The following is a 22,040-nucleotide window of genomic DNA, read 5'->3' as shown; positions in this document are numbered from 1 at the left end:
CCCTGGTTGATGCGTTTCGCGGTGCTCAACGCATCCTACGGGGGCGATGTCCAGCCGCGCGGTGTCGTTGCGGAGCTTTGTAGGATGCGTTGAGCACCGCGAAACGCATCATGGAGTAGCCCCCGACCCCGCCCGCACTGGCTTCAGGACGCGGAAAACACCATGCGGATGCGCGCGCCGTGGAGCTCCGGGGCCTGCTCGATGAACAGCGTCCCGCCGTGGTCGGTCACCAGGGTGTGGATGATGCTGAGACCGAGCCCCTGACCCTCACCGCGGCCGTCATCCTGGCCGCCGCGGGTATCGGCGCGCTGGCCGCGCTCCAGCACCCGGGCACGATCGGCCGGCGGGATGCCGGGGCCGTCATCGTCGATGATCAGCATCACCTCGCCGGGCTGGCAGCGAGTGGTAATGCGCACCCGCGTGGTCGCATGGCGGATGGCATTGTCCAGGGTATTGCCGAGGAGCTCGAAGATCGCCCCGCTGTCCATGCGCAGGACGCAGCCCGCAGCCAGATCGGTCTCCAGCGCCACCCCTTCCTGGCCCGCGAGCCGTCCCAATGCCTGTCCGGTACGCTCGATGATCGGCCCCAGCGGCTCGGCAGCCTGGAACGGGGCCGGCCCAAGCCGCTGGGCCTGGTTGAGCTGATGCTGGACGATGCCCTGCAGCCGGTCGACCTGGCGCTGCATGTCGTCATTATCCGGTCGCGCGCTCTCGAGGTTCAGGCGCAGGGCGGAGATCGGCGTCTTCAGGCTGTGAGCCAGGTCCGCGAGGGCATTTTGCTGGCGCGCCAGGCGGGCGCGTTCGAACTCGACCAGGTCGTTGATGCTGCCGGTCAGGGCGCGGACCTCGGTGGGATAATCGCCGGCCAGATGCGCATGGTCGCCGTGGCGCAGGGCATCGAGGTCACGCCGGACCTGGCGCAGCGGGCGCAAGCCCCAGAACCACAACGCCAGCGAGAGGACCAGGATCATGGAGAGGGTCATGGTCATCAGCCCCTGCCAGAGGCTGGTGCGGTACTGCTCGACCTGTTCGCTGAAGGCCTCACGGTCCTCCAGCATCTGGAAGGTCAGGCCGACCTGACCGCCGTCCAGCTCCCACTGCACCGGCAGGCTGAAGCTGAAGTAGTCGTCTTCCGTCCAGCCGCGCAGGGAGACGCCGACCGCCGACGGCGAGCGCCACAGGGTCTGCCCCTCCTCGCCCAGGATGCGCGCGTAGAGCCCGCTGACTGGCAACTGCAAACGGCTCTCGGGGAGCATCTCGGGGACGCGCACATCGGCCGGGCCAACCACCTCGGCCAGCCCCATCAGCAGCAGGACTTGCGCCTCGAGGCGAGTTTCTACCGCATCCGCTGCATTGTCGCGGAAGGCGGCCTCCAGCACCCAAGCGGTCAGCAACGAGAAGATCAGCACGGTGATCGCCGTGACCCCCGCCAAGCGCAGGACCAGACTCCCACGCAGCTTGCGCAGGGCCGCTGTCATGCGGACCCGGCAGCCTCGCGGCAGGTCATCGAGGGCTGTCCGACTCGTTTTCCGGCACGGCGTCGGGTTCGCGGGCGAAGCGGTAGCCGCGTCCGCGCAGGGTCTCGATCAAGCCCAGGCTGCCGTCGGCATCCAGCTTGCGCCGCAGGCGCCCGATCAGGACCTCGATCACGTTGCTTTCGCGGTCCTCGTCGTGATCGTAGAGGTAGTCCGCCAGCGCATCCTTGCTGAGCACCCGGCCCGGCTGGCGGACCAATGTCATCAGCAGGCGGTATTCGAATGTGGTCAGGGTGACCGGCTCGCCATTCAACCAGACCTCGTCACCCGCGGTGTCGATCACCAGCGGCCCGAACGCCAGCCGCTCCTGGCCCGACTGCAGGCTGCGGCGTGCCAGGGCGCGCAACCGCGCCAGCAATTCCTCGATGTGGAACGGCTTGGCCAGGTAGTCGTCAGCCCCGGCCTCCAGGCCCTCGACCTTGTCCTGCCAGCGGTCGCGCGCGGTCAGGATCAGGATCGGCAGGCGCGGCTTGGACTCGCGCGCCTTGCGGATCACATCCAGCCCATCCATGCCCGGCAGGCCCAGATCCACCACCGCGATGTCGCAGTGGTACTCGGTCAGCAGGTAAAGCCCGGTCTCGCCGTCCGAGGCGGTATCCACGCGGCAGCCACTGCGGTCCAACTCGTCGCCAATCTGGTTGCGCAGCGCGACGTCGTCTTCAATCAGTACCACGCGCAGGTTCATTCCGGGAGCTCCACTTCGGTGCCTTCCTCGATCCGGAGGGTACGCACTTGTTGATCGTTGGTCAGGATACGGATGATGAACAGACGCGCCCCGAACTGGCTCACATCCTCGCGCGCGTGGAGCACCCGGCCGGGGTAGTGCGCCTCGATCTGGGCAACGGCCTCGTCGAGATCCCAGACGGCGGCCTCGGGGTCATCCGTATTGAACTGGCCTTGCGCCGGAAGCGCCACGAACAGCAGCGTCGCCAGCACCAGTGCGTGGCCCGCGCGGGGCCGCGTCAGGTCCCGCCCGCGGTATCCGGGCTGGAGATCCGGCGTGGGTCGCATATCGGTGCATTCTCCGGACGCGTGCGTGGGCAGATGTTGAAGATACAAGGGTATCGGCCTAGCCTGAACGATATCTGAAACCGACTGGAACCGTCATGCACGAGGCCACTGCCGAACAACCCGAAGTCCCACTGGAAGAACAGGCCGGCCCGCTGCCGTGGAAAGACCTGATGCCGCATTTCGCGCGCGGCGTGGTGATCCGCGTGGCGCCGGAGCTGGATCTGATCGAGGTCGCCCGCGCCATCCGCGACGATGCGACCCATCAGGTCAGCGAATGGCTGGCCAACGACCAGGTCGCGCGGGCCTCGGATGACGATGCCCGCCGCTGGGCCGCGAACGACCCGATCTTCACCGCGATCGTGGCCGCCCCCTGGGTCCTGGCCCAGGAACGGACGCCGGCCCACTAGATGGCCATCTCCCTCGGCATCACCGGCGAGACGATGGAGCGGTTAATCCAGGCCGCACGGGAATTCCATGCCAAAGAGGATGTGGTCTTCCCGGATACCGGAAGCGAGGGTAGCGACAACGACTGGGCGATGCAGATCCTGGCTGATCACGCCAGCGACCTGACCCTGCAGGAACTGGAGGGCACGCTGCGTGACCTGGGTCCGGACCAACAGGCGGAGCTGCAGGCCCTCAGCACCCTGGGGCGCGGGGATTACACGGCAGCAGACTGGGAGAGCGCCCTGCAAGAGGCGCAGGATGACTGGAGCCCGGACACCGTGAACTGGCTGCTGACCAATCCGCTGATCGCCGACGAATGGGCCGCGGGGCTGGAACAGATCGAGCGCGAGGTGTAACGCCCGTTCCCCGTGGCTATTCCAGCTCTTCGGGGTCAAAGCGCACCGCAATACCCCCGTCCATCACCCGCACCACCTGGGCCTTGACCCGCGGCGCCGCGCCGCCGTCCCCCAGCATGCCGAATACCTGCAGCATCAGTTCGTCGTCCGAGGCGAGCTTCATCAGGTGCCCCACGCAGGCATTTTCCGGGTCTTCCCACTCGAGGAAGGCCCCCCCGCCGGAGATATCGTTCGTGGTCAGGGTGACCGTATCCCCGCTCTCGCACTCGGCCACGACCTCGACCGTCATCGGGATCCTTGGATGACGACGTCGTTCTCCTGTCATGGCACTCCTCCTGGCGGCATATGCCTTTGCAATGCATCGAAAAGGCGTTTTTTCTGTGCTATACGAGGTTCATGATCGTTGGTTTTCGCGATCAGGCGCAACTACCGGGCTCGAACCCGGTGGCGCAATCACAACCCGGATCTCCACACCGGGCCAGAGGATGAAGGCAGTACTCCACAGCTGTCGGTCACAAAAAGCCACTTCTAACGGAGGAGTCCGTTTCAATGAAGAAATCGCATTTGTACCTGGTGGGGCTTGCCGCCTCTCTGGCGTTGGCAGGCACTGCTTCCCAGGCCTTCGCCGACGACGAAATCACCCGGGGCCAGCTCATGGCCGCCTCCTGCAAGGCCTGCCACAACGCGGCCGCTGAAGATGATGGTGTGCTGAAACTGAACCGCATTCCTGCTGACGTCATCGTGAGCCAGATGAAGGCATTCCGCGACGGTGACCGCGACGCGACGATCATGGATCGTCACGCCAAGGGCTACACCGACGAGGAAATCGAATCGATGGCCGGCTACTTCAGCCGCTTCTGATCAGGGGGAAACGAATCATGCATGACTTTAATCGACGTAATTTCCTGAAGGTCGCGGGCATCAGCAGCGCCGCGGCCCTCACCGGTATCGGCTGTGCCGCCAATGGCATGCGCGGGGCCGAAAAGGCCCACATTGTGGTCGTCGGCGGCGGCTCCGGCGGCGCGACCACCGCGAAATACATCAAGCAGTTCTCGCCCGACATGCGCGTAACGCTGATCGAGCCCAACGCCACCTACTACACCTGCTACGGCAGTAACTGGGTGATCGGCGGCTTCGCTGGCATGGACGACATCGCCCAGGGCTACGACACCCTGCGCGATGAATACGGCATCGAGATCATCGAGGACCGCGTCACCGCGGTGGACGCCGATGCGCGCAGCGTGCGCCTGAGCGGAGGCGACCGCGTGAGCTACGACAAGCTCGTGATGTCACCGGGCATCGACTTCCGCTACGACGACATGCCGGGCATCTCCGAGTCCGATGCCGAGCGCATCCCGCATGCCTGGAAGGCCGGTTCGCAGACCGAACTGCTGCGCTCCCAGCTGCAGGACATGCCGAACGGCGGCGTATTCGTCATGGTCGCCCCGCCCAACCCGTTCCGCTGCCCGCCGGGGCCGTACGAACGGGTATCGCTGGTCGCGAACTACTTCAAGCAGGAGAAGCCACGTTCCAAGATCATCATCCTCGACCCGAAGGATGGCTTCTCCAAGCAGGGCCTGTTCGAGGAAGGCTGGGCCGAGCATTATGGCGACATGATCGAGTGGCGGGCCGGCTCATCGGGCGGACGCGCCGAGGAGATCGACGTCTCCAACATGACCGTACTGGCCGACAGCGGCTTCGAACGCGTCCGCGCCGACGTGCTGAACTTCATCCCGGCCCAGCACGCCGGTCAGATCGCCCATGACGTCGGACTGACCGACGACGCCGGTTGGGTGCCGGTCGACCAGCTGACCTTCAAGTCGGAGATGGACGACAACATCTACGTCCTGGGGGATGCCAGCGTGGCGGGCGCCATGCCGAAGTCCGGCCACTCGGCCAACAACCAGGGCAAGATCGTGGCGGCCGCCATCGTCCGCGAACTGGCGGGGCAGGAGCCCATCAACCCCTCGTCCGCCAACACCTGCTACAGCCTGGTGACCCCCGATTACGCGGTCAGCGTAGCCGCGGTCTACCAGTACCAGGACGGTGCGATGGCGGGGGTATCCGGTGCCGGTGGGGTCAGCCCGTCGGGTGCCAGCACCAGCTTCCGTCGCCGCGAGGCGGAATACACCCGCGCCTGGTACAACGGCATCACCCACGACATCTGGGGCTAAACCCCGGAGTTCCACTATGGAACACACTCAAACGGCGCCTCCGGGCGCCGTTTTTTGTTGGCCACCACGAACACGAAGAAGGGCGATTTGCACCACAGAGGTCAGCAATGAAACCGGAGATGACATACAGGAAGGGTAGGATGCGGATGAGCGCAGCGAATCGCATCGGCTCTGCGGAACGGCCGGCCCCTGATGCGTTTCGCATGGCTCAACGCATCCTACCCGCTGCCCTTCTCCGTGACCTCTGTGCCCTCTGTGGTTCAACCGATCTTGACCCTGCCCTTCTTCGTGCCTTCATCCGCTTCGTGATGAATGCACCCGGGTCAGGCGTTGAGGTCGGGGATCAGGCGGCTGCGCAGGCGCTGGATAGAGTCCTTCAACTGCAGCTTGCGCTTCTTCAGGCGCTGAATGGCGAAGATGTCCGGTGCGGCCTGCTCGTGCATCACGCCGATCGCGGAATCCAGAGCCCGGTGCTCGGCCTCCAGCTCGGCCAGGCGTGCGCGAATCTGACTCTCGGTTTCCAAGCCGTCCCCCAGTGGTCCCGTGAAGTGGTGGCCGCATACCGGGAGACACCCCGCGTGGCCATTCGGATCATCAAACCCGTATGATCGCAGACCGTCCCCGGTGGGACCATAGCGAATACCCTTCATCCGGAGCCCCCCCCCGATGGCGATCCACAACACGCCGCTGACCATTCAGACCCCGCGCGGCGTCCGCCTCGGCGGCGTGATCGTCGCGCCCGAGGCGGATGCCCTCCGCGGCCAGGCCTGCATTGCCCACTGTTTCGCCTGCTCCAAGGACTTCCCCGCCACGGTGCGCCTGGCGCGCGCCCTGGCCGCGGAAGGCATCGCCACCCTGCGCTTCGACTTCATGGGGCTGGGCGACTCCGAAGGGGAGTTTCGCGACAGCACGCTTGCGACCTACTGCGAGGATCTGCACTCCGCCATCGAGGCGCTGGAGACCTACACGGGGCGGCATACCAACCTGCTGATCGGCCATAGCTTCGGCGGCGCCATGGCGATCTATGTGGGGGCGCAGCGCGAGTCACTGGACGGCATCGTGACCATCGCCGCCCCCAGCCGCCCCGGCCATGTCGCCCACCTGTTCGGCGATACCGCGGAGGAGATTCGGCGCGAGGGTTCGGCCCGCATCAGCATCGGCGGGCGCCCGGTGGAAATCGGCCACGCCTTTATCGAGTCGATCGAGGAGCCGACCCTGGATGCCGCACTGGAGACCCTGGAGCAGCCACTCCTGCTGCTGCATGCACCGGGCGACACCGTGGTCAGCGTCGACCACGCCCGCAAGATTTTCCAGCAGGCCCACCACCCGAAGAGCTTCGTCGCCCTGCACCAGACCGACCACCTGCTCTCGCGCCCGGAACACACCCGCTATGTCGCCGGCCTGATCCGCGCCTGGTCGGCGAACCTGCTGGACTAGCGCCAGGGCCCGCCCCGGGGGCTTGATACTCGCAGGAGCGTGCTTGCACGCGAAGCCCCTGCCCACTTCCGACTTTGGCAGGGGCTTCGCGTGCAAGCACGCTCCTGCATATCCGGGGACCTACCAGTAGTTCTCGGTCGTGATCTGCCCCGGCTTGCGTCGGCGGTTCTTCTCCAGGCCGCGCTCGCGCAGGATCGCGGCGGTATCCTTCACCATGTCCGGGTTGCCGCACAGCATGACCTGGGAGTGCTCCGGCGTGATCTTCAGGCCCGCGTGATGCTCCAGGCGGCCCTCGGCAATCGCGGCCGGTACCCGGCCCTCGAGCCCACCCGGACACGGTTCCCGGCTGACAAACGGGATGTACTTGAACCGTTTCGAATCACGTTCCTGGAACTGCCGGATCGTGTCCTGATAGGTCAGTTCTTCGGCCTTGCGCGCCGCGTGGATCAGGCGGATGTTCTCGAAGCGTTCCCAGGGGGTATCGGTCTTCAGCATGGACAGGAACGGCCCCAGCGCAGTGCCCGTGGAGAGCAGCCACAGGTCGCGGCTGTCCGGTAGCTCATCCAGGGTGAAAAAGCCGGTCGCGCGCGGCATCAGCTCCACCGTGTCGCCCGGCTCCAACTGCACCAGACGATTGGACAGCGGTCCATCCGGAACGGTGATCAGATAGAAGTCCAGCGGCGTTTCGCCCGGCGCATTCACATAGGAATACGGCCGCGCCACCGGCTCGCCGTCGATCTCCAGACGCAGGCGGTTGAACTGCCCGGCCTTGAACAGCTCAACCTCGGCATCCACCCGCAGCGAGAACAGTCGATCCGTCCACTGCTTGCGCTCCTGTACGACACCGGTCACCCAGCCCATATTCCTTACTCCATTGCTCGGGTATTATCTCGAAGAGTGCTGGCGGGGCCGGAAGGTTTCAAGCACCCCCGGCCAACGCCGTATAATTGTCGCAAATCCGAACACTGGAGCAGTCATGGCCCGCACCCCCTCGCAGATGATCGAACTCGGCACCGAGGCACCCCGCTTTTCCCTTCCGGACGTCGTCTCCGGCGAGACCATCAGCCTCGACAGCTTCCCCGACGCGAAAGGCTACATGATCGCCTTTATCTGCAATCACTGCCCGTTCGTGCAGCTCATCCGTCACGAATTCGCCCGCTACGGCCGCGAGTATTCGAACAAGGGCATCGCGGTCATCGCGATCAACTCCAACGACATCCAGGCCGTGCCGGACGACGCCCCGGACAAGATGAAAGACGACGCCCGCCGCTTCGGCTACAACTTCCCCTACTGCCTGGACGAGGACCAGTCCGTCGCCAAGGCCTATCACGCCGCCTGCACGCCGGACTTCTACCTGTTCGACGCCGAACGCAAGCTCTACTATCGCGGCCAGTTCGACGAGACCCGCCCGGGATCCGACGTCCCGGTGACCGGACGTGACCTGCGCGCCGCCAGCGACGCACTCCTGGCCGGCAAGCCGGCACCCGAGCCCCAGCACCCGAGCCTCGGCTGCAACATCAAGTGGCGCCCGGGAAACGAGCCCGACTACTTCGGCTGAACCGGGCACTCCTGTTCAAACAAGGCTTTGTGGGAATCGCCCTGTGGGAGCGAGTCTGCCCGCGAATGCCCCTGCCCGCGCCCAATCCTGGCCGCGGCATTCGCCCGCGGGCCATCCCCAACAAGCCCCTCGCCGCGCCGTATACTGACCCCATCTATTTTCCGGGGAGCGCCGCATGCCGCCCAATAACGTAATCGACGGCCCGCGAGTCTCAACATGGCGCTGCCCCTCCTGCCAGGAGTCGGTCCCGCGCCTGCTTCCGAACGGCAAGACCAACCGCATCCCGGTCGCCCCGGAACGCATGGCGCTGCCAGACGGAACGGTGCGTCAAGCCTGTGCGCGCGTGCAGGGCCTGCGTGCACCGGAAATCTGCTATGCCTGTGACCAGGCCTATCAGGAGCTGTTGGGCACGCTGGTGCGCCCCCCCGCCGAGCTGGGCGATGCCCGCAGCGACCCCGGGCTGAACGACACCGGCCTCATCGGCGCCCTGCTGCCCATCGCCGACCAGGGTACGCAGATCCTCATCTTCAACGTGATCAACGAGGAACTGCGCTGCACCGAGATCGAGCGCCTGATCACCTTCAACCCCGACCGCCTCACCTACCCCGGCTCGCGCGGCGCCATCGCCCCACGCATCTGGGCGCTCTACGAAGACCACCTGGCCCAGCTCCACGCCCGCGCACCCGTCCCCTACCACCCGGAGTAGAAGCACCTCAGCCCCCGGTGGAGCCCCCCACGACGGATTGATGAGCACGTCATCACGAGGCGCGCCGCGCCGTGGCGACCTCCGCGGACAGCCCGAACGCCACCCCCCACCCGCGAGGCGAGCATCGGGGTTTCGGATGGATATTGCCACGCCCCCTCGCGGGCCTCGCAATGACGGAGGATATCGTCATCCCGGCCGAAGCGAAGCGTAGAGCCGGGATCTCGCCGGAATGGGGACAGGGTCAGGAGATCCCGGATAACCGCTACCCGGTTTCCGGGATGACGAACGTGGAGAGGATGCGTCAGGCGTCGTCTTCGGCGTCCACGCGCGCGAGCATGCGCATCCCCCCAACCATGCAACGCAGCGCCTCCAGGGTCTGCAGGTCGAACGCCGCCCCGGTCTCGCCCGGCAGCGTCCAGTACTTCGGACGGCAGGTGGCCGGGCGTTCGGCGGGCATCGCGCGGGCGGCCGCCGCGTCGACCGCCACGAGCAGATCGGCCCACGCCAGATCCTCTGCCGTGACCCCGCCCATGATCCGCGCCGGGCGCACCTCGATCCAGTCCTCGAACTCCGCCGCTGCGCCCAGCTCCGCCACGCGCGCGGCCCGCCCGTCGGCCCGCTCGGCCGCCACCAGCAGGCGCGCCCGCCGCTTAAACATCTCCGATACCCCGCAAGCCCATTTGTCCAGCCACCGAGGTCAACGCCAAGCTATATTCAGAGACACGAATTACCCACCCCATATGGAGAACGGACACCATGGCCCACCTCGACTGGTCGCATTATCCGGTGAATGAACTGAAGCTCGTCTACAGCACGCTGCACGCGCAACTGACGCTGGAGCCCGAGCTGATGGATTCCGAACTGATGGCCGACCTGCAGACCCACCTGCAGCAGGCGGCCAAGGCTGCCGGCGTGGACGCATCCACCCACTCGCAATGGGCCGCGTGGCTTAACGACCGATAGAACCCTATGGAACACATGTCCCACGCAGCTAGCGGCGGACGTCGAAGCCCGACAGGCGGCCAAAAAACCCTAGCCCCTACAATTCCTGGCGCATTTTCTCGAGACCGCTGACCAAATCTGGAAGGTGCTCGTCCACCAAATTCCAGATCGTGTCGCTGTCGATACCCAGATAGGCGTGGATCAACCGATTGCGGGTAGCAACGATCATGCGCCAGGGAATATCCGGATGTGCCTCCCGGACCTCGGGGGGCACATGACTGGCAGCCTCGCCGATCAGCTCGAGGTTACGGAGTACGGCGTCGAAGACGAGCTCATTCTGCATGAACATGTCGCGATCAAGACCATCCGTATAGGCCATCGCCTTGCGAGCGAACCGAACCATGTCGTCCAGATAAAAACGCCACTCGCGCCCGGCCATGGACTCAGACACGGATCGCCTCGCGCTCGACGAACGGACGAAGCTCGGCGCGCAGAGCTTTTTCCGAGACCAGGTCCACCGGATACCCCAGCAGATCCTCGAGGTAAAACTGGACACCGAAATACTGTTTTGCGGAGGCCGGGCCGTCGTAACCCACCAGGATATCGACGTCACTCTGCTCTCCGGCCTCGTCGCGGGCCAGCGAGCCAAACAGCGCCAGGCCGCACACGCCGAATTCGCGTTCGAGATACGCACGGTGATCTCTGAGCGCCTTCAAGACGGCGGCACGGTCCAGCCTGCGAGACATTTGGCCCATTACATCGTCCTGTTAATGCCCGTCGGTCACCCCGGCAAAGTGCTCAGGCGTCGCCTTCGGTGGCCTTGCGGTGTTCGGCGGCGAAGTCGAGCATGCGCTGGGTGGCGACCAGGGCCTTCTGGCGCGCGGTCTCGTCGACGAAGATCTCGTTCTTCGCCGGCTCGTTGGTGTCTTCCAGCGTCTCGGCCAGCGAGACCAGGTCGTTCATCGCCATCCACGGGCAGTGCGCGCAACTGGTGCAGGTGGCGCTGTGGCCACCAGTGGGCGCCTCGATCAGCTTCTTGTCCGGCGCGGCCTGCTGCATCTTGTAGAAGATGCCCTTGTCCGTCGCGACGATGAATTCCTGTTCCGGGCGGTCCTTCACGGCCGCGATCAGCTGGCTGGTGGAGCCCACCACATCCGCCTGGTGGATCACCTCACGCGGGGATTCCGGGTGGACCAGCACGGCGGCGCCGGGATGGCGCCCGCGCAGATCTTCCAGCGCCCAGGAGCGGAACTCGTCGTGCACCACGCAGGAGCCGTCCCAAAGCACCATGTCGGCGCCGGTGGTACGGCGGATGTAATCGCCCAGGTGCTTGTCCGGGGCCCAGAGAACCTTCTTGCCCTGGTCGCGCAGGTGCTCGACCAACGGCACGGCGATGCTGGAGGTGACGACGTAATCGGCCTGCGCCTTCACGTCCACCGAGGTATTCGAATACACGACGACCGTGTGATCCGGATACTGCGCGCGGAACTTCGCGAACTCGTCCGCCGGACAGCCCAGGTCCAGAGAGCACTCCGCCTCCAGCGTCGGCATCAGCACGCGCTTTTCCGGGCTCAGGATCTTGGCGGTCTCGCCCATGAAGCGCACGCCGGCCACCACCAGCGTCTCCGCGGGGTGCTCCTTGCCGAAGCGCGCCATCTCCAGGGAGTCGGACACACAGCCGCCGGTCTCGTCCGCCAGGCGCTGCAGGGATTCGTCCACGTAGTAATGCGCAACCAGCACCGCGTTGCGCTCGATCAGCAAGCGCTTGATGCGGCGCACCAGCTCGTCGCGCTGGGTGTCGGTCAACGCGTGCAGCGAGGCCGTCACATGGTCCGTGCGCGGCACGTGGAAGATCGGTTTTTCGGCCACCGGTGCGTTCATCTGCCCTCTCACCCCAGGATCCGGGGAAGATCATCGTCTTCTAATAGTACGACAGGGCCCAGGCCGCTGTCGTTCCTGCACATTGTGGGGTCGTATCCGCGCATCCCAACCGGCCCGCCTATAATGTTGCGGCCATGACCGAGCTGAAGCAGCAATACAAGGCGATGACGTTCGAGGAACGCATGGACCTGGCCCTGTCCGCGGACCTCGAGGACCAGTGGCGCCCTCTACTGGTACGCGACCAGCACGCCCAGGTGAAGGCGTATTTCTCGCGGCGCATGGACCTGACGCCGGAAGAGGTCGTCCTCCTACTGGCCGACCCGAACCAGACCGTGCGCCTCAACTGCGCCAAGCGCCCGGACCTGACCCCGGACCAGGTGGAGGCCTGCGTAAATGACCGCGACCCCAACCTGCGCTACTTCGTCGCGCGCAATCCGCTGTTGACCGAGGCACAGAGGGAACGCCTGATGAAAGACGAGGACGAACTGGTACGCATCGCCGTGCGCAAGGGCCCGAAGACCCGCGGCACCCGCGCACGCCCTGGACAAGCCGAGATGATCCGTTGACCGAGACGCCGCCTGACCAGCCGAAACGCCCCAAGCCCTCGCGGCGCCGCCGCGCGCTCAGCTGGGGCATCCAGATCGGGCTCGCGCTGGTGATCTTCCTGGCGGTGCGCGCCTGGATGGCGCGCGACATGGTCGAGGGCCCGGCGCCTCAATTCGAGGCCCATCTTCTGGATGGAACGCCCGTTTCGCTCGCGGACTACGCGGACGAACCCATGCTGCTGCACTTCTGGGCCACCTGGTGCCCGATCTGCCGCCTGGAGGAAGGCGAGATCGTGCGCCTGTCGCAAGGCCACCCGGTGCTGACAGTCGCCATGCAGTCCGGCGTCAAGGAAGAGGTGCTCGACCACCTGAACGAACGCGAGCGCGAACTGGCCGTGATCAACGACCCGGAGGGCGCCCTCGCCGCGCGCTACAACGTACGCGGCGTCCCGGCCAGCTTCATCATCAACCCCGACGGCGAAATCGTCTTCCGCAAGCAGGGCTACGCCCCGCCGCTCGAACTCCGCCTGCGCCTCTGGCTCGCCCGCTGGCTGTAGCGCCTTCCTGAACACGGTGCAGCTCGCTTCGCTCAGTGCACCCTACGCACCGTAGTCCAACCGTAGGATGCTGTTGAGCGCAGCGAAACGCATCGCCCTCGGACGAAGCGACTAATCGTCCAGCTCGCGCAGGACGCGGAAGCCCAGGTTGGTATCCATCTCGTCGATGTTGCGGCGGCGCCGGGCAGCGCTGCGCGTGTTCACGGCAGGGTCGAACCAGGAGCCGCCCTTGGTCACCACCCATTCGTTTTCCGGGTCTCGGCGATAGACGCCGTCACGCGGCAGCGACCGGTGTCCGTCGTGCCAAGGGGTGGAGGTGAATTCCTGCACGTTACCGTGCATGTCGTACAGCCCCCAGAGGTTCGGCTGGAAGCTGCCCACATCCAGCGGGCGCGACAACGGGAAACACGCCGGGATATACCACCTGCGCCGCTGGCGCCGCTCCTCGTACGGAAACAGCGAATTGAAGTGCACGTCGCGGCACCCCACCACCTCGCCAAAGGCGAACGGCGTGCGCGTGCCCGCCCGACAGGCGTATTCCCACTCCGCCTCGGTCGGCAGACGATAGCGCTTGCCCGTCTCCTCGCTCAGCCAGTCGAGATACTGCTGGATGCTGTCCGGCTTGATGTTGAAGATCGGCATGCGCGGGGTGCTGGGCCACACCAGCCACTCCCAGGGTTCCCAGCCGGTAGCGGCCTGGAAGGCCCCCCACTCCTCGCGGGTGACTTGATAGCGCCCCAGCGCAAAGGGTCGCTCCAGCGCCACGTAGCGCCGCGGGGCCTCGTGCGGCTGATGGCCATACTCCGAGGCATCCGAACCCATCTCGAACTCCCCGGCCGGGATCACCTGCAGCTCCGGCGTCGGCACGCCGGAGCGCGCCTCATCGCGAAAGCCGACCGATCCGCCCACCTTGCGCGCCGCCTGCTGCTGCAGATCCAGCAGATCCGCCTGATCCATCCGCTGCACGTCCTTCACCATCACCATGGGCCTGCTTACCTCCTGATCCCTCTAGGCTCCGCGAACACCAAAAAAAACCCGTCATGGCCAGCGAAGCGAAGCCATCTGCCACCTGTACCCGGGCACCTCGTCGCCCCATCGTCAGCCGGCGGCCTGAACCACTCGCCACCGACGTCGCCACCCAGTAGGCAAGTACCAACGCCCGAGGTTCGCCCAGGACGTAGCGTCGCTTGCACACGCGGTGTCACCATTTTACGCTCCGAATCTTGTTTGGACTCAGGGAGGAGTCGAACATGCCACACACGCGTGGATTCACGCTGGTGGAACTGTTGGTCACCCTGCTGGTGGCGTCGATCCTGCTCGGCATCGGCGCGCCCGCCTTCGGTCACCTGATCGAACAAACCCGCCTCACCACCACGACCAACCAGTTCCTCACTACCCTGCACATGACCCGCAGCGAGGCCATCCGCCGCGGCGCCCTGGTCACGCTGTGCACCTCCACCGACGGTGCCACCTGCACCGGCACAAGCTGGGATGCCGGCTGGATTCTCTTCGCCAATCCGGACCGCTCCAACCAGCCATCCGACCCTGACAGCGTCTTGCGCGTGGGCGACGCCTGGACCAATTTGAACATCGCGGTCACGGGCAATCAGCCCGTTAGTCAGCACATCTCCTACAACGCCCTCGGCCAGAGCGAACGCCTCTCCGGCGCCCTACTCATGGGCACCGTCACCATCTGCGCCACCGGCGACGAAGGCCGCGCCATCGTCATCAGCAGCGCCGGTCGGCCCAGGGTCGAAACGACCGGCTGCACCTAAGCCCCTCCACCGGGGCCCACCGGTCCAGAGGCACCCCCAACACCGCCACAAAAACCGCTCGTCAGCGCGTTTCGACCACTTAGACGGCCAAACCTTGTAGTGCAGCCACCGCATGATTATCACTAGAGTTACGGAACACCCGACCGGCTGACGCCCAATGACCCGATCTCACGGATTCACCCTCATCGAGCTGATGATCACCATCGCGGTGGCCGCTATCCTGATGGCAATAGCGGTTCCAAACTTCATGAACCTTCGCATCAGCAACGGCCTGACCACGCAGGCAAACGAGTTGATCACCGCAGTGAACATCGCGCGCTCGGAGGCGATCAAACGCAACCGCAGCGTTCGTTTTTGCCGCACCACCAGCTCCACTGCCACCCAATGCGCAGGCGCAGGCAGCTCGGGGGGCTGGACCAACTGGGCCGTGTTTACCAGTACCACCGCTGGTGGGACCGAGGTTATCCGCCGAGGAACAGTCGGCGATTTCGGCGGGCGTTTTACGACAACCTCCGATCTGGCTTCCGACGAGGTCCTGATTCGTGGAGACGGCCTGACCTACGACGGCGACGACCTCATTCAGGACCGATACATCCAGGTGCAATCCAACACGGGCCCGTCGGAAAACACCCGCTGCATCAACCTTGGTGCCGGCAGCCGCATCTCAATCGCCCGCCAGTCGGGGGACTGTTCATGAATTCGACCTCAAACCTCAGTCATACGCAGACACCCGCACAGATGCGAGGCGTCGGGCTCATTGAAGTCCTGATTGCGGTGCTCGTGCTATCGATTGGCCTACTGGGTTTGGCCGCCCTGCAAACACGTGCCCTCGCCAACAACGAGACAGCCTTCCAACGCAGCGTCGCAGTCATGGAGAGCTACTCCATCGCCGACGCGCTGCGAGCCAACCCGGCGGGCCAGCCCATCTCCGCATTCGAAATCGGCATAGACGATGAAGCGCCCACGGGCACGAGCTTCGCCGCCACAGCCGTGAGTTCCTGGCGTCAGAACCTCGAAGCCCTTCTGGGTGAAGAGGCAACCGGCTCGATCAATTGCCAGAACGAACGCTGCACGATCACTACCCGCTGGAACCAGGAACGCGCCACACAGACCGCGGATGACGACGAATTGCAGACGCTGACGCTCGAGGTCCGCATATGAAAAAGCATACCTGTGAAAAACCCATACCGATCCGGGTAGTCCAAGGCTTCACCCTGGTGGAACTCATGATCGCGATGGTCCTGGGCCTGCTCGTGGTCGGCGCCACCATCGGCGTCTTCCTCTCCAACCAGCAGACCTACCGCATCAACGAAGGCCTTTCCCAGATCCAGGAAAGCGCCCGAACCTCATTTGAGATTCTGGGCCGCGAAATCCGTCAGGCGGCTGGCAATGCGTGTGGCGACAGCAACAGGGTTGCGAACGTCCTGAACAATGCAGGCACCGACGAGTGGGCTACGTGGGCGGGTATCCGCGCATACGAAGGCGCCGAGGCGACAGGCATGGCCCCGTTCGGCACCGATCCCGGCGACCGCGTGCAAGGCACACACGCAGTGCACATTCAGGGAACGGACGGCCTCGGCGTAGGTCTGGCCCAGCGCCAATCGGCTGCACAGTCGGCCAACCTGTTTCTGAACCTCCCAACCGACGAGTTCGAGGCCGGGGACATCCTGATGGTATGCGATCCGAATCAGGCGACGATCTTCCAGGTAACCAACTATCAGCAGAACAACACTACCGTCGTTGCCAACTCGGGCGCGGGGAACCCAGGAAACTGCTCTACTGGACAGGGCTACCCGACTGTATGCCAGAACCCCGGGACCCCCTACGTCTACGACACAAACGCTACCGTCGCCTACTTCAAGTCCGTCACCTGGTACATCGGTCATAACGGACGCGACGACGAAGGCGGGTTTTCACTTTACCGAGCGCGCGTGAACCAGGGAAATGTTGTCCGCGAGGAGGTTGTAGCGGGCGTTAGCGACATGACCATCCGGGCACACCGTACCGGCATGGATGGCTGGGACGCCCCGAGTGCCCTGAATACCACGGCGTGGGAACAGGTTGACGCACTTGAACTGACCCTGAGCTTCCTGAGCGCAGCCGACCGGATCACCACCAATCCCAATCAGGACGCTGGTCGCCTGTCGCGGGACCTGACCCATGTAATCGCTCTCAGGAATCGCCTGCCATGAATACTCGCAACCGCGTTAACCAAGCCGGATGGACCGCGAGTCAGCGCCGCCAGCATGGCGTAGCGCTCGTGGTCACCCTGGTCCTGCTGGTCATCATCACCCTGGTGGGTGTCGCCGGCATGCAGGGCGTCACTCTGCAGGAACGAATGAGCGGCAACCAGTACGACCGTAGCCTGGCCTTCCAGGCCGCCGAAGCTGCGCTCCGTGCTGGCGAGGATGCAATCCGGAGTGACCCGGATCTGCAGTCCCTAACCCACGAAGACTGCCGCCCCGGTGAGCTTTGCGACGTGGTACCGATGGGGACCGCCGGGATATGGCAAAACGTCGGGGGCAATTTCACCGTCAATGCCGCGCTGACCGAGACCACTGCCCAGTACTACGTTCAGTTTCTTGGAGTGGGCTCCGGCGAAAGCGACCTGGGGCAGGACCGCAGCGCAGGCGCTCAGCAGTATGGCGCGACCGATGGCACCGCCATCGCCAACTTCTTCCGCGTCACCGCCCGCAACCGCGCACCCAATGTGGACGAAGACCGCTCCTATGTGGTCTTACAGAGCACCATCAAGGTCGCAAACTAAACCTCGGGCCCTAGCCGCCACGGAGTCCTCACCATGAAGCCACTCAAATCCTCAACCGCGAACTTCAAGGCCGTACTCGCAGCGGTCGTGGGGATATCGATATTTGCATGGGGGGCGACAGCACAGGCCAGTGTCGATGTTGCGCAGCGCCCACTGATCGTCGCGGCCCCGATTGCGCCCAACATCCTTTTCATTCTCGACGACTCGTCGTCCATGACATGGTCGTACATGCCCGACGGGCTTGGAGCTTCACGAGATAACGAGGTACACCGAGACCCTCGTAAAAACACGATCTATTACAACCCGGACATTACATACCACCCGCCCACAGATATGGACGGGAATGAACTCCCTTCTAATTACCTTCCTAGTTATAACGCTGCCTGGGAGGATGGGATTGAAGTCTGGCGCGCTTGGCTCAATGGCGAGGAACCGCCATCCGAAACGACGGACCTCGACAAGGTGCCTTATTGCGACACGTGGGGGCGAATCAACTGCAGTAGTCCTTCTGGGGAAGGCCCCATCTACTTCTTCGAAAACGGTGAACAAGTTTATCCTGTCGACCAAGGGGATGAAGCGGCACAGAACGTAGCGAATTGGTACAGCTTTTACCGCACCCGGCTAATGGCTGCCCAAACCTCCATGATCCGAGCGTTCATGGATTTTGGCGACGATATCCGATTGGGCTGGGGAACTATTAACGCCCCCGACGTAGTCGAGCAGGGCGTCGCATCTTTCGACTCGAACCACAAGGCAGCGTTCTATCAATGGATACCAACCATCGAAAACGACCCCAGCCTAAGCGACATCCGATGGACCCCACTTCGGAACGCGCTATACCAAGCAGGGTTATATTATGAAAATGACGGCTGGGACGATAAGGTATCGTGCCGACAGTCCTACACCATCCTGAATACTGACGGATTCTGGAACCGCAGCTTCTCGGAGGTCGGGAACGTGGATGGTCAGAGCGGTGACGAGATTACTGGCCCATCCGGACGCTCGTTCCAGTACGAACCCGGCCCCCCCTTCGAAGCCGATGACGCCGACACGCTGGCCGATATCGCCATGCACTTCTGGAAACGCGACTTGAAGCCGGACCTGACCAACAACGTCCCAACCAATCGGGAAAATCCGGCATTCTGGCAGCACATGGTCACCATTGGCCTCGGCCTGGGGGTGGAACCGGCAGGATTGCCGACCGGTTGGGACGTTGATCGCATCTTCGCGTCCATCCTAGATGACAATGACGACTTTTCCCAGACGACCGGCTGGCCCAGTCCAGCATCTGGGACAGCAACGACGATCACCGACTTGGCCCACGCGGCTGTGAACAGTCGGGGCCAGTTCTATGCCACCCAAAGCCCGGAAGAGTTCGCGGACGGCATCCGCGAAGCCGTTCGCAGAGCAACCGAACGGGTTGGCGCGAGCTCGTCGGTTGCCGCGAACTCTACCGAACTGGAGACGGACTCGCGCATCTATCAGGCCCAGTACGTCAGCGGAACGTGGGCAGGGGATCTGCGCGCATTTGATCTGGACCCGGATACCGGAGTCGCATCGGACAACCCCGTGTGGTCGGCTTCCGAAGAACTCCCCCTCCCGAATGATCGAGGGATTTACTCTACCCGGGTCCAAGGGAATTCCCTGCTGCTGGAGCCTTTTGAGTGGCCGGAATTCAGCGAGGTTGGCTCCGAAGCGGTTCTCGACTACATCCGGGGCGACCAGTCGTTAGAGCAGCAAAACGGCGTCGGCGATTTCCGGGACCGAGAATCGGTTCTCGGATCTCTTATCAACTCTCAACCCGTCTTCGTTGGTGCACCGTCGCTAACACGCTTTCTTGGCGCAGGCTTCTCCGGCGCGGATGACTATCAGGAATTCGCGGAAGACAACATCGGCCGCACACCGGTAGTCTACATTGGGGGCAATGACGGCATGCTTCACGGATTCAATGCCGACACGGGTGAAGAGCTTTTTGCGTTTATTCCGCGCTTCCTCGTGAACGACCTGGCCGCTCTGGCTGACCCCACCTACGAACACCAGTACTTCGTCGACGGCGAGCTCACTGTGGCGGACGTCTACCTTCCCGGAGGGCAGGGGGGCTGGAAAACGATTCTCGTCGGGACCCTGGGCCGCGGTGGCCCAGGAGCTTTCGCGCTCGACGTAACCGATCCCAACGATATCGAAATCCTGTGGGAACTCGACGGCGATGCCTTTGGCGACGAGTTGGGGCAAAACCTCGGCAAGCCGATCATCGCGCAAGTAGCCGATGGTGATTGGCGCGTACTAATGGGCAACGGAGCAAACGCTTCCGACGGCGGCGCCCGACTGATCTCGGTCGGCATCGAGGATGGCGACATCACCACCATCCTGGCGGAAACAGGTGACTCCAACGCACTTGCCGGCATCGCGGCATGGGATGCCGAGGGCGACGGCTTCACCGACACCGTCTACGCCGGCGACATGGAAGGCAATGTCTGGCGCTTTGATCTGGACAACAACAGCCGGGAACTGCTGTTCGTTGCCCGTGATGCCAGTGGCAATCGCCAGCCCATTACCGCCGCCCCGCTGGTCGGGATTGACCCGCAAACCGGCCGCACCTGGGTGTTCGTGGGGACTGGCCGCTACCTGGGCGAAACCGATCTTGACGACACCAGCGTGCAGACCTGGTATGGCCTAATCGACGACGGCTCCACAATCGACGACCGCGATGATCTGGTGGAACGCCAGATCGAAGCACAAACCACAGTCAGCGGACGCGAAGTGAGGACTATTGAGGAAGGTTCGGCCTCGGACTTTGAAGACGCTTCCACTGGAGAACAGCGTCGCGGCTGGTACATCGACCTGGTCGCCAACAGCAATCCCGAAGGCGAACGCATGGTGACCCCCAATCAGTTCCGAGGAAACGTGCTGGTCGGGCAAACGCGCATCCCCGACGGGAGTGACCCCTGCGAACCAACGGGCCGCGGTTTCATCTACGCGATCAACCCGTTTACGGGCGCACGTCTCCCGTTCACATTCTTCGATGTGGATGGCGACGGCGACTTCACCGACGCCGACATGATGGACGTCAACGGCGAGCTGGTACCTGTATCCGCCATCGGCACGGTGAGCAGCCCGAACCAGCCAACGTTCGTTGGTGATTCCATGCAGATCAGCACCGAGGACGGCCAGATCGAATCGGTGCGCACGCAGACCTTGGGGACCGACACCGGCCGCATGTCCTGGCGCGAGATCATCATGCAATAGTCGCCCGGGTTGGGTGAGGCGCTTTGCCTCACCCGCAGCTGGCTGGCTTCACGAGTAAAACAGGATGACACCATGAACCAACACATGCGAAAGGCGAGTCGCACACCCGGTCAGCACGAGGGTTTCACCCTTATCGAGGTCATGATCGTGGTCGCAATCATCGCGATCCTGGCCGCCATCGCCTGGCCCGCCTACCAGAACCACGTAACAACCTCGAACCGGGCCGCCGCCACGGCCTGCCTGACCGAGCACGCCCAGTTCATGGAGCGCTACCACACAAGCAATCTCACCTACGAGAACGCCGATCCAACCCTGGGGTGCGCCTCCGAAGGGAGAATGGAGGAGCTGTACGAATTCAACCTGGACAACGTAACGCGCAGCAGCTTTGGCCTGGAAGCCGAGCCGCGAGGCGTCCAGAAAACACGGGATACCCGCTGCGGCACGTTGTCCCTGGATCACACCGGGGAGCGCGGAGTCAATGGAACCGGCGACGTCGCCAGCTGTTGGTAACACACGGCTTCGTCTTCAACCCGTGCTTGTTGCGTAACCACCACCTCCGGGGCGCACTATGCCCCCTCCCGGGATAATCGCTTAGCGGTTTCCGGGAGGGCGAGACCTGAACCTTCGGAGTCGCTACACAAAAAAGGGTCCGGCGGATGATCTGACCGGGCACTGTTCTTTACCCTGCCCCCCGGGAAGGGCGTTGGCGCTAACGGTTTCGCCAATGCTCAGCTACGCAGCTACGGGGTCAAAGCTTGCCCTTTGTTTGGGTTCATCGAAGAATACCGGGGAGGTGTTCGTCCGCTGAAGGGCATCGTAGTCTCGCGTGGAGCCAGGAAGGACGCGGGAGGGAGCGATGCTGGACAAGAAGACGTTGCAGAAGCTGGGGGGCTGGGAAGGCTATCGGCTGGAGCGTGCGGTTTGGCCGGAGGAGGCCGGCGGCACGCTGGAGTTGCACCTGAAGCCGACGCGGCAATGGATGCACTGCGAGCGCTGCGGTCATCGGACCCGGCAGGTGCACGAGACGACGCTGCGGCGGGTTCGGGATCTTCCCCTGTTCGAGTACCGAGTGGTGCTGGTGGTGCCGCGTCGCCGGGTGTGGTGCG

At 64.1% G+C, this 22,040-nt stretch carries 29 protein-coding genes; 18 read left to right on the top strand and 11 right to left on the bottom strand.

The genetic code is table 11. The features are described from left to right. Positions 1 to 143: 143 nt before the first annotated feature. The 3 genes from D579_RS0112930 to D579_RS0112920 are packed head-to-tail and all read right to left on the bottom strand — an operon-like array spanning position 144 to position 2,546. Complete coding sequence (locus tag D579_RS0112930; protein ID WP_018952245.1) at positions 144 to 1,478, bottom strand: ATP-binding protein; 1,335 nt, start codon at positions 1,476 to 1,478, stop codon at positions 144 to 146. Between the two features lie 25 nt (positions 1,479 to 1,503). After that, on the bottom strand, positions 1,504 to 2,220 hold the full coding sequence (locus D579_RS0112925) for a response regulator transcription factor (RefSeq protein WP_018168324.1): 717 nt from the start codon (positions 2,218 to 2,220) through the stop codon (positions 1,504 to 1,506). Beyond that, the gene (locus D579_RS0112920) at positions 2,217 to 2,546 is read right to left on the bottom strand and encodes a PepSY domain-containing protein (RefSeq protein ID WP_018144590.1); all 330 of its coding nucleotides are present in this window, start codon (positions 2,544 to 2,546) and stop codon (positions 2,217 to 2,219) included. Before D579_RS0112920 ends, D579_RS0112925 begins: the two co-directional genes overlap by 4 nt. A gap of 95 nt (positions 2,547 to 2,641) precedes the next feature. On the opposite strand from D579_RS0112920, the gene D579_RS0112915 reads away from it, so the two are divergent. Both D579_RS0112915 and D579_RS0112910 read left to right on the top strand, forming a co-directional pair. Beyond that, positions 2,642 to 2,953 carry a DUF2288 family protein gene (locus tag D579_RS0112915; RefSeq protein WP_018952244.1) on the top strand — a complete coding sequence of 104 codons (312 nt, stop codon included), beginning with the start codon at positions 2,642 to 2,644 and terminating at the stop codon, positions 2,951 to 2,953. Continuing rightward, entirely contained in the window at positions 2,954 to 3,346 is a 393-nt protein-coding gene (locus tag D579_RS0112910; RefSeq protein WP_018952243.1) for a DUF3775 domain-containing protein, read from the top strand. Between the two features lie 16 nt (positions 3,347 to 3,362). On the opposite strand, the gene D579_RS0112905 is transcribed toward D579_RS0112910, so the two are convergent. Further along, positions 3,363 to 3,671 carry a PilZ domain-containing protein gene (locus tag D579_RS0112905; RefSeq protein ID WP_077277014.1) on the bottom strand — a complete coding sequence of 103 codons (309 nt, stop codon included), beginning with the start codon at positions 3,669 to 3,671 and terminating at the stop codon, positions 3,363 to 3,365. A gap of 224 nt (positions 3,672 to 3,895) precedes the next feature. Here D579_RS0112905 and D579_RS0112900 point away from each other — a divergent pair, with 224 nt between their 5' ends. Together D579_RS0112900 and D579_RS0112895 are read left to right on the top strand one after the other, a co-directional pair. Further along, positions 3,896 to 4,207, top strand: coding sequence for a hypothetical protein (locus tag D579_RS0112900; protein WP_018938255.1), 312 nt, complete (start codon positions 3,896 to 3,898; stop codon positions 4,205 to 4,207). A gap of 17 nt (positions 4,208 to 4,224) precedes the next feature. Continuing rightward, the gene (locus D579_RS0112895) at positions 4,225 to 5,520 is read left to right on the top strand and encodes an FCSD flavin-binding domain-containing protein (RefSeq protein WP_018952242.1); all 1,296 of its coding nucleotides are present in this window, start codon (positions 4,225 to 4,227) and stop codon (positions 5,518 to 5,520) included. Between the two features lie 323 nt (positions 5,521 to 5,843). On the opposite strand, the gene D579_RS0112890 is transcribed toward D579_RS0112895, so the two are convergent. Then, positions 5,844 to 6,044, bottom strand: a complete 201-nt coding sequence (locus D579_RS0112890) for a YdcH family protein (RefSeq protein ID WP_018168326.1) — start codon at positions 6,042 to 6,044, stop codon at positions 5,844 to 5,846. A gap of 142 nt (positions 6,045 to 6,186) precedes the next feature. Here D579_RS0112890 and D579_RS0112885 point away from each other — a divergent pair, with 142 nt between their 5' ends. Further along, positions 6,187 to 6,957 carry a S9 family peptidase gene (locus D579_RS0112885; RefSeq protein WP_018952241.1) on the top strand — a complete coding sequence of 257 codons (771 nt, stop codon included), beginning with the start codon at positions 6,187 to 6,189 and terminating at the stop codon, positions 6,955 to 6,957. A gap of 120 nt (positions 6,958 to 7,077) precedes the next feature. On the opposite strand, the gene D579_RS0112880 is transcribed toward D579_RS0112885, so the two are convergent. After that, the gene (locus D579_RS0112880; RefSeq protein WP_018952240.1) at positions 7,078 to 7,818 is read right to left on the bottom strand and encodes a ferredoxin--NADP reductase; all 741 of its coding nucleotides are present in this window, start codon (positions 7,816 to 7,818) and stop codon (positions 7,078 to 7,080) included. Positions 7,819 to 7,933: 115 nt separating this feature from the next. Here D579_RS0112880 and D579_RS0112875 point away from each other — a divergent pair, with 115 nt between their 5' ends. Together D579_RS0112875 and D579_RS0112870 are read left to right on the top strand one after the other, a co-directional pair. Beyond that, a complete protein-coding gene (locus tag D579_RS0112875; RefSeq protein WP_018952239.1) occupies positions 7,934 to 8,515 on the top strand; it encodes a thioredoxin family protein in 582 nt (193 codons plus the stop codon). Between the two features lie 175 nt (positions 8,516 to 8,690). Next, a complete protein-coding gene (locus D579_RS0112870; RefSeq protein WP_018952238.1) occupies positions 8,691 to 9,221 on the top strand; it encodes a hypothetical protein in 531 nt (176 codons plus the stop codon). Between the two features lie 301 nt (positions 9,222 to 9,522). Here D579_RS0112870 and D579_RS0112865 read toward each other — a convergent pair whose 3' ends face one another. Next, positions 9,523 to 9,879 (bottom strand): hypothetical protein, encoded by a 357-nt coding sequence (locus D579_RS0112865; protein ID WP_018168331.1) that lies wholly within the window; start codon positions 9,877 to 9,879, stop codon positions 9,523 to 9,525. 98 nt (positions 9,880 to 9,977) lie between these two features. On the opposite strand from D579_RS0112865, the gene D579_RS0112860 reads away from it, so the two are divergent. After that, on the top strand, positions 9,978 to 10,184 hold the full coding sequence (locus tag D579_RS0112860) for a hypothetical protein (RefSeq protein WP_018938259.1): 207 nt from the start codon (positions 9,978 to 9,980) through the stop codon (positions 10,182 to 10,184). A gap of 76 nt (positions 10,185 to 10,260) precedes the next feature. On the opposite strand, the gene D579_RS0112855 is transcribed toward D579_RS0112860, so the two are convergent. From D579_RS0112855 to nadA, 3 genes are read right to left on the bottom strand one after another with little or no spacing between them, the layout of a single operon-like run. Continuing rightward, a complete protein-coding gene (locus D579_RS0112855) occupies positions 10,261 to 10,602 on the bottom strand; it encodes a DUF86 domain-containing protein (RefSeq protein WP_018952237.1) in 342 nt (113 codons plus the stop codon). A gap of 4 nt (positions 10,603 to 10,606) precedes the next feature. Continuing rightward, positions 10,607 to 10,918, bottom strand: coding sequence for a nucleotidyltransferase family protein (locus tag D579_RS0112850; protein ID WP_018952236.1), 312 nt, complete (start codon positions 10,916 to 10,918; stop codon positions 10,607 to 10,609). Positions 10,919 to 10,961: 43 nt separating this feature from the next. Then, positions 10,962 to 12,044 carry a quinolinate synthase NadA gene (gene nadA, locus D579_RS0112845; protein ID WP_018144605.1) on the bottom strand — a complete coding sequence of 361 codons (1,083 nt, stop codon included), beginning with the start codon at positions 12,042 to 12,044 and terminating at the stop codon, positions 10,962 to 10,964. 134 nt (positions 12,045 to 12,178) lie between these two features. Here nadA and D579_RS0112840 point away from each other — a divergent pair, with 134 nt between their 5' ends. Beyond that, the gene (locus D579_RS0112840) at positions 12,179 to 12,610 is read left to right on the top strand and encodes a hypothetical protein (protein WP_018168333.1); all 432 of its coding nucleotides are present in this window, start codon (positions 12,179 to 12,181) and stop codon (positions 12,608 to 12,610) included. Beyond that, positions 12,607 to 13,146 carry a protein disulfide oxidoreductase gene (locus D579_RS0112835; protein WP_018952235.1) on the top strand — a complete coding sequence of 180 codons (540 nt, stop codon included), beginning with the start codon at positions 12,607 to 12,609 and terminating at the stop codon, positions 13,144 to 13,146. The genes D579_RS0112840 and D579_RS0112835 overlap by 4 nt, the downstream gene beginning before the upstream one ends. 111 nt (positions 13,147 to 13,257) lie before the next feature. Here the strand turns inward: D579_RS0112835 and D579_RS0112830 are convergent, their stop codons facing one another. Beyond that, positions 13,258 to 14,124 (bottom strand): SUMF1/EgtB/PvdO family nonheme iron enzyme, encoded by an 867-nt coding sequence (locus D579_RS0112830; protein WP_026289534.1) that lies wholly within the window; start codon positions 14,122 to 14,124, stop codon positions 13,258 to 13,260. 272 nt (positions 14,125 to 14,396) lie between these two features. Between D579_RS0112830 and D579_RS0112825 the strand changes: the two genes are divergently transcribed. The 8 genes from D579_RS0112825 to D579_RS0112790 form a co-directional block, all read left to right on the top strand. Beyond that, positions 14,397 to 14,921, top strand: a complete 525-nt coding sequence (locus D579_RS0112825) for a GspH/FimT family pseudopilin (RefSeq protein WP_018952233.1) — start codon at positions 14,397 to 14,399, stop codon at positions 14,919 to 14,921. Positions 14,922 to 15,078: 157 nt separating this feature from the next. Then, positions 15,079 to 15,618, top strand: a complete 540-nt coding sequence (locus tag D579_RS0112820) for a GspH/FimT family pseudopilin (protein ID WP_018952232.1) — start codon at positions 15,079 to 15,081, stop codon at positions 15,616 to 15,618. Then, positions 15,615 to 16,082 carry a type IV pilus modification protein PilV gene (gene pilV / locus D579_RS0112815; RefSeq protein ID WP_018952231.1) on the top strand — a complete coding sequence of 156 codons (468 nt, stop codon included), beginning with the start codon at positions 15,615 to 15,617 and terminating at the stop codon, positions 16,080 to 16,082. Before D579_RS0112820 ends, pilV begins: the two co-directional genes overlap by 4 nt. Continuing rightward, positions 16,079 to 17,113, top strand: coding sequence for a PilW family protein (locus D579_RS0112810; protein ID WP_018952230.1), 1,035 nt, complete (start codon positions 16,079 to 16,081; stop codon positions 17,111 to 17,113). Before pilV ends, D579_RS0112810 begins: the two co-directional genes overlap by 4 nt. After that, entirely contained in the window at positions 17,110 to 17,688 is a 579-nt protein-coding gene (locus D579_RS0112805) for a PilX N-terminal domain-containing pilus assembly protein (RefSeq protein ID WP_018952229.1), read from the top strand. The genes D579_RS0112810 and D579_RS0112805 overlap by 4 nt, the downstream gene beginning before the upstream one ends. Before the next feature lie 33 nt (positions 17,689 to 17,721). Then, entirely contained in the window at positions 17,722 to 20,934 is a 3,213-nt protein-coding gene (locus D579_RS0112800; RefSeq protein WP_026289532.1) for a pilus assembly protein, read from the top strand. 72 nt (positions 20,935 to 21,006) lie between these two features. Then, positions 21,007 to 21,444 (top strand): type IV pilin protein, encoded by a 438-nt coding sequence (locus D579_RS0112795; RefSeq protein ID WP_018952226.1) that lies wholly within the window; start codon positions 21,007 to 21,009, stop codon positions 21,442 to 21,444. A gap of 346 nt (positions 21,445 to 21,790) precedes the next feature. After that, positions 21,791 to 22,040: transposase family protein (locus tag D579_RS0112790; RefSeq protein WP_018951368.1), on the top strand; the 250-nt coding region annotated here is incomplete at its 3' end.

This window comes from Thioalkalivibrio sp. AKL12 (genome assembly GCF_000377925.1).
Taxonomy (GTDB): Bacteria; Pseudomonadota; Gammaproteobacteria; order Ectothiorhodospirales; family Ectothiorhodospiraceae; genus Thioalkalivibrio; species Thioalkalivibrio versutus.
Note: the sequence above shows the minus strand (reverse complement) of the source record. Positions and strands in the feature narration are given on the sequence as shown.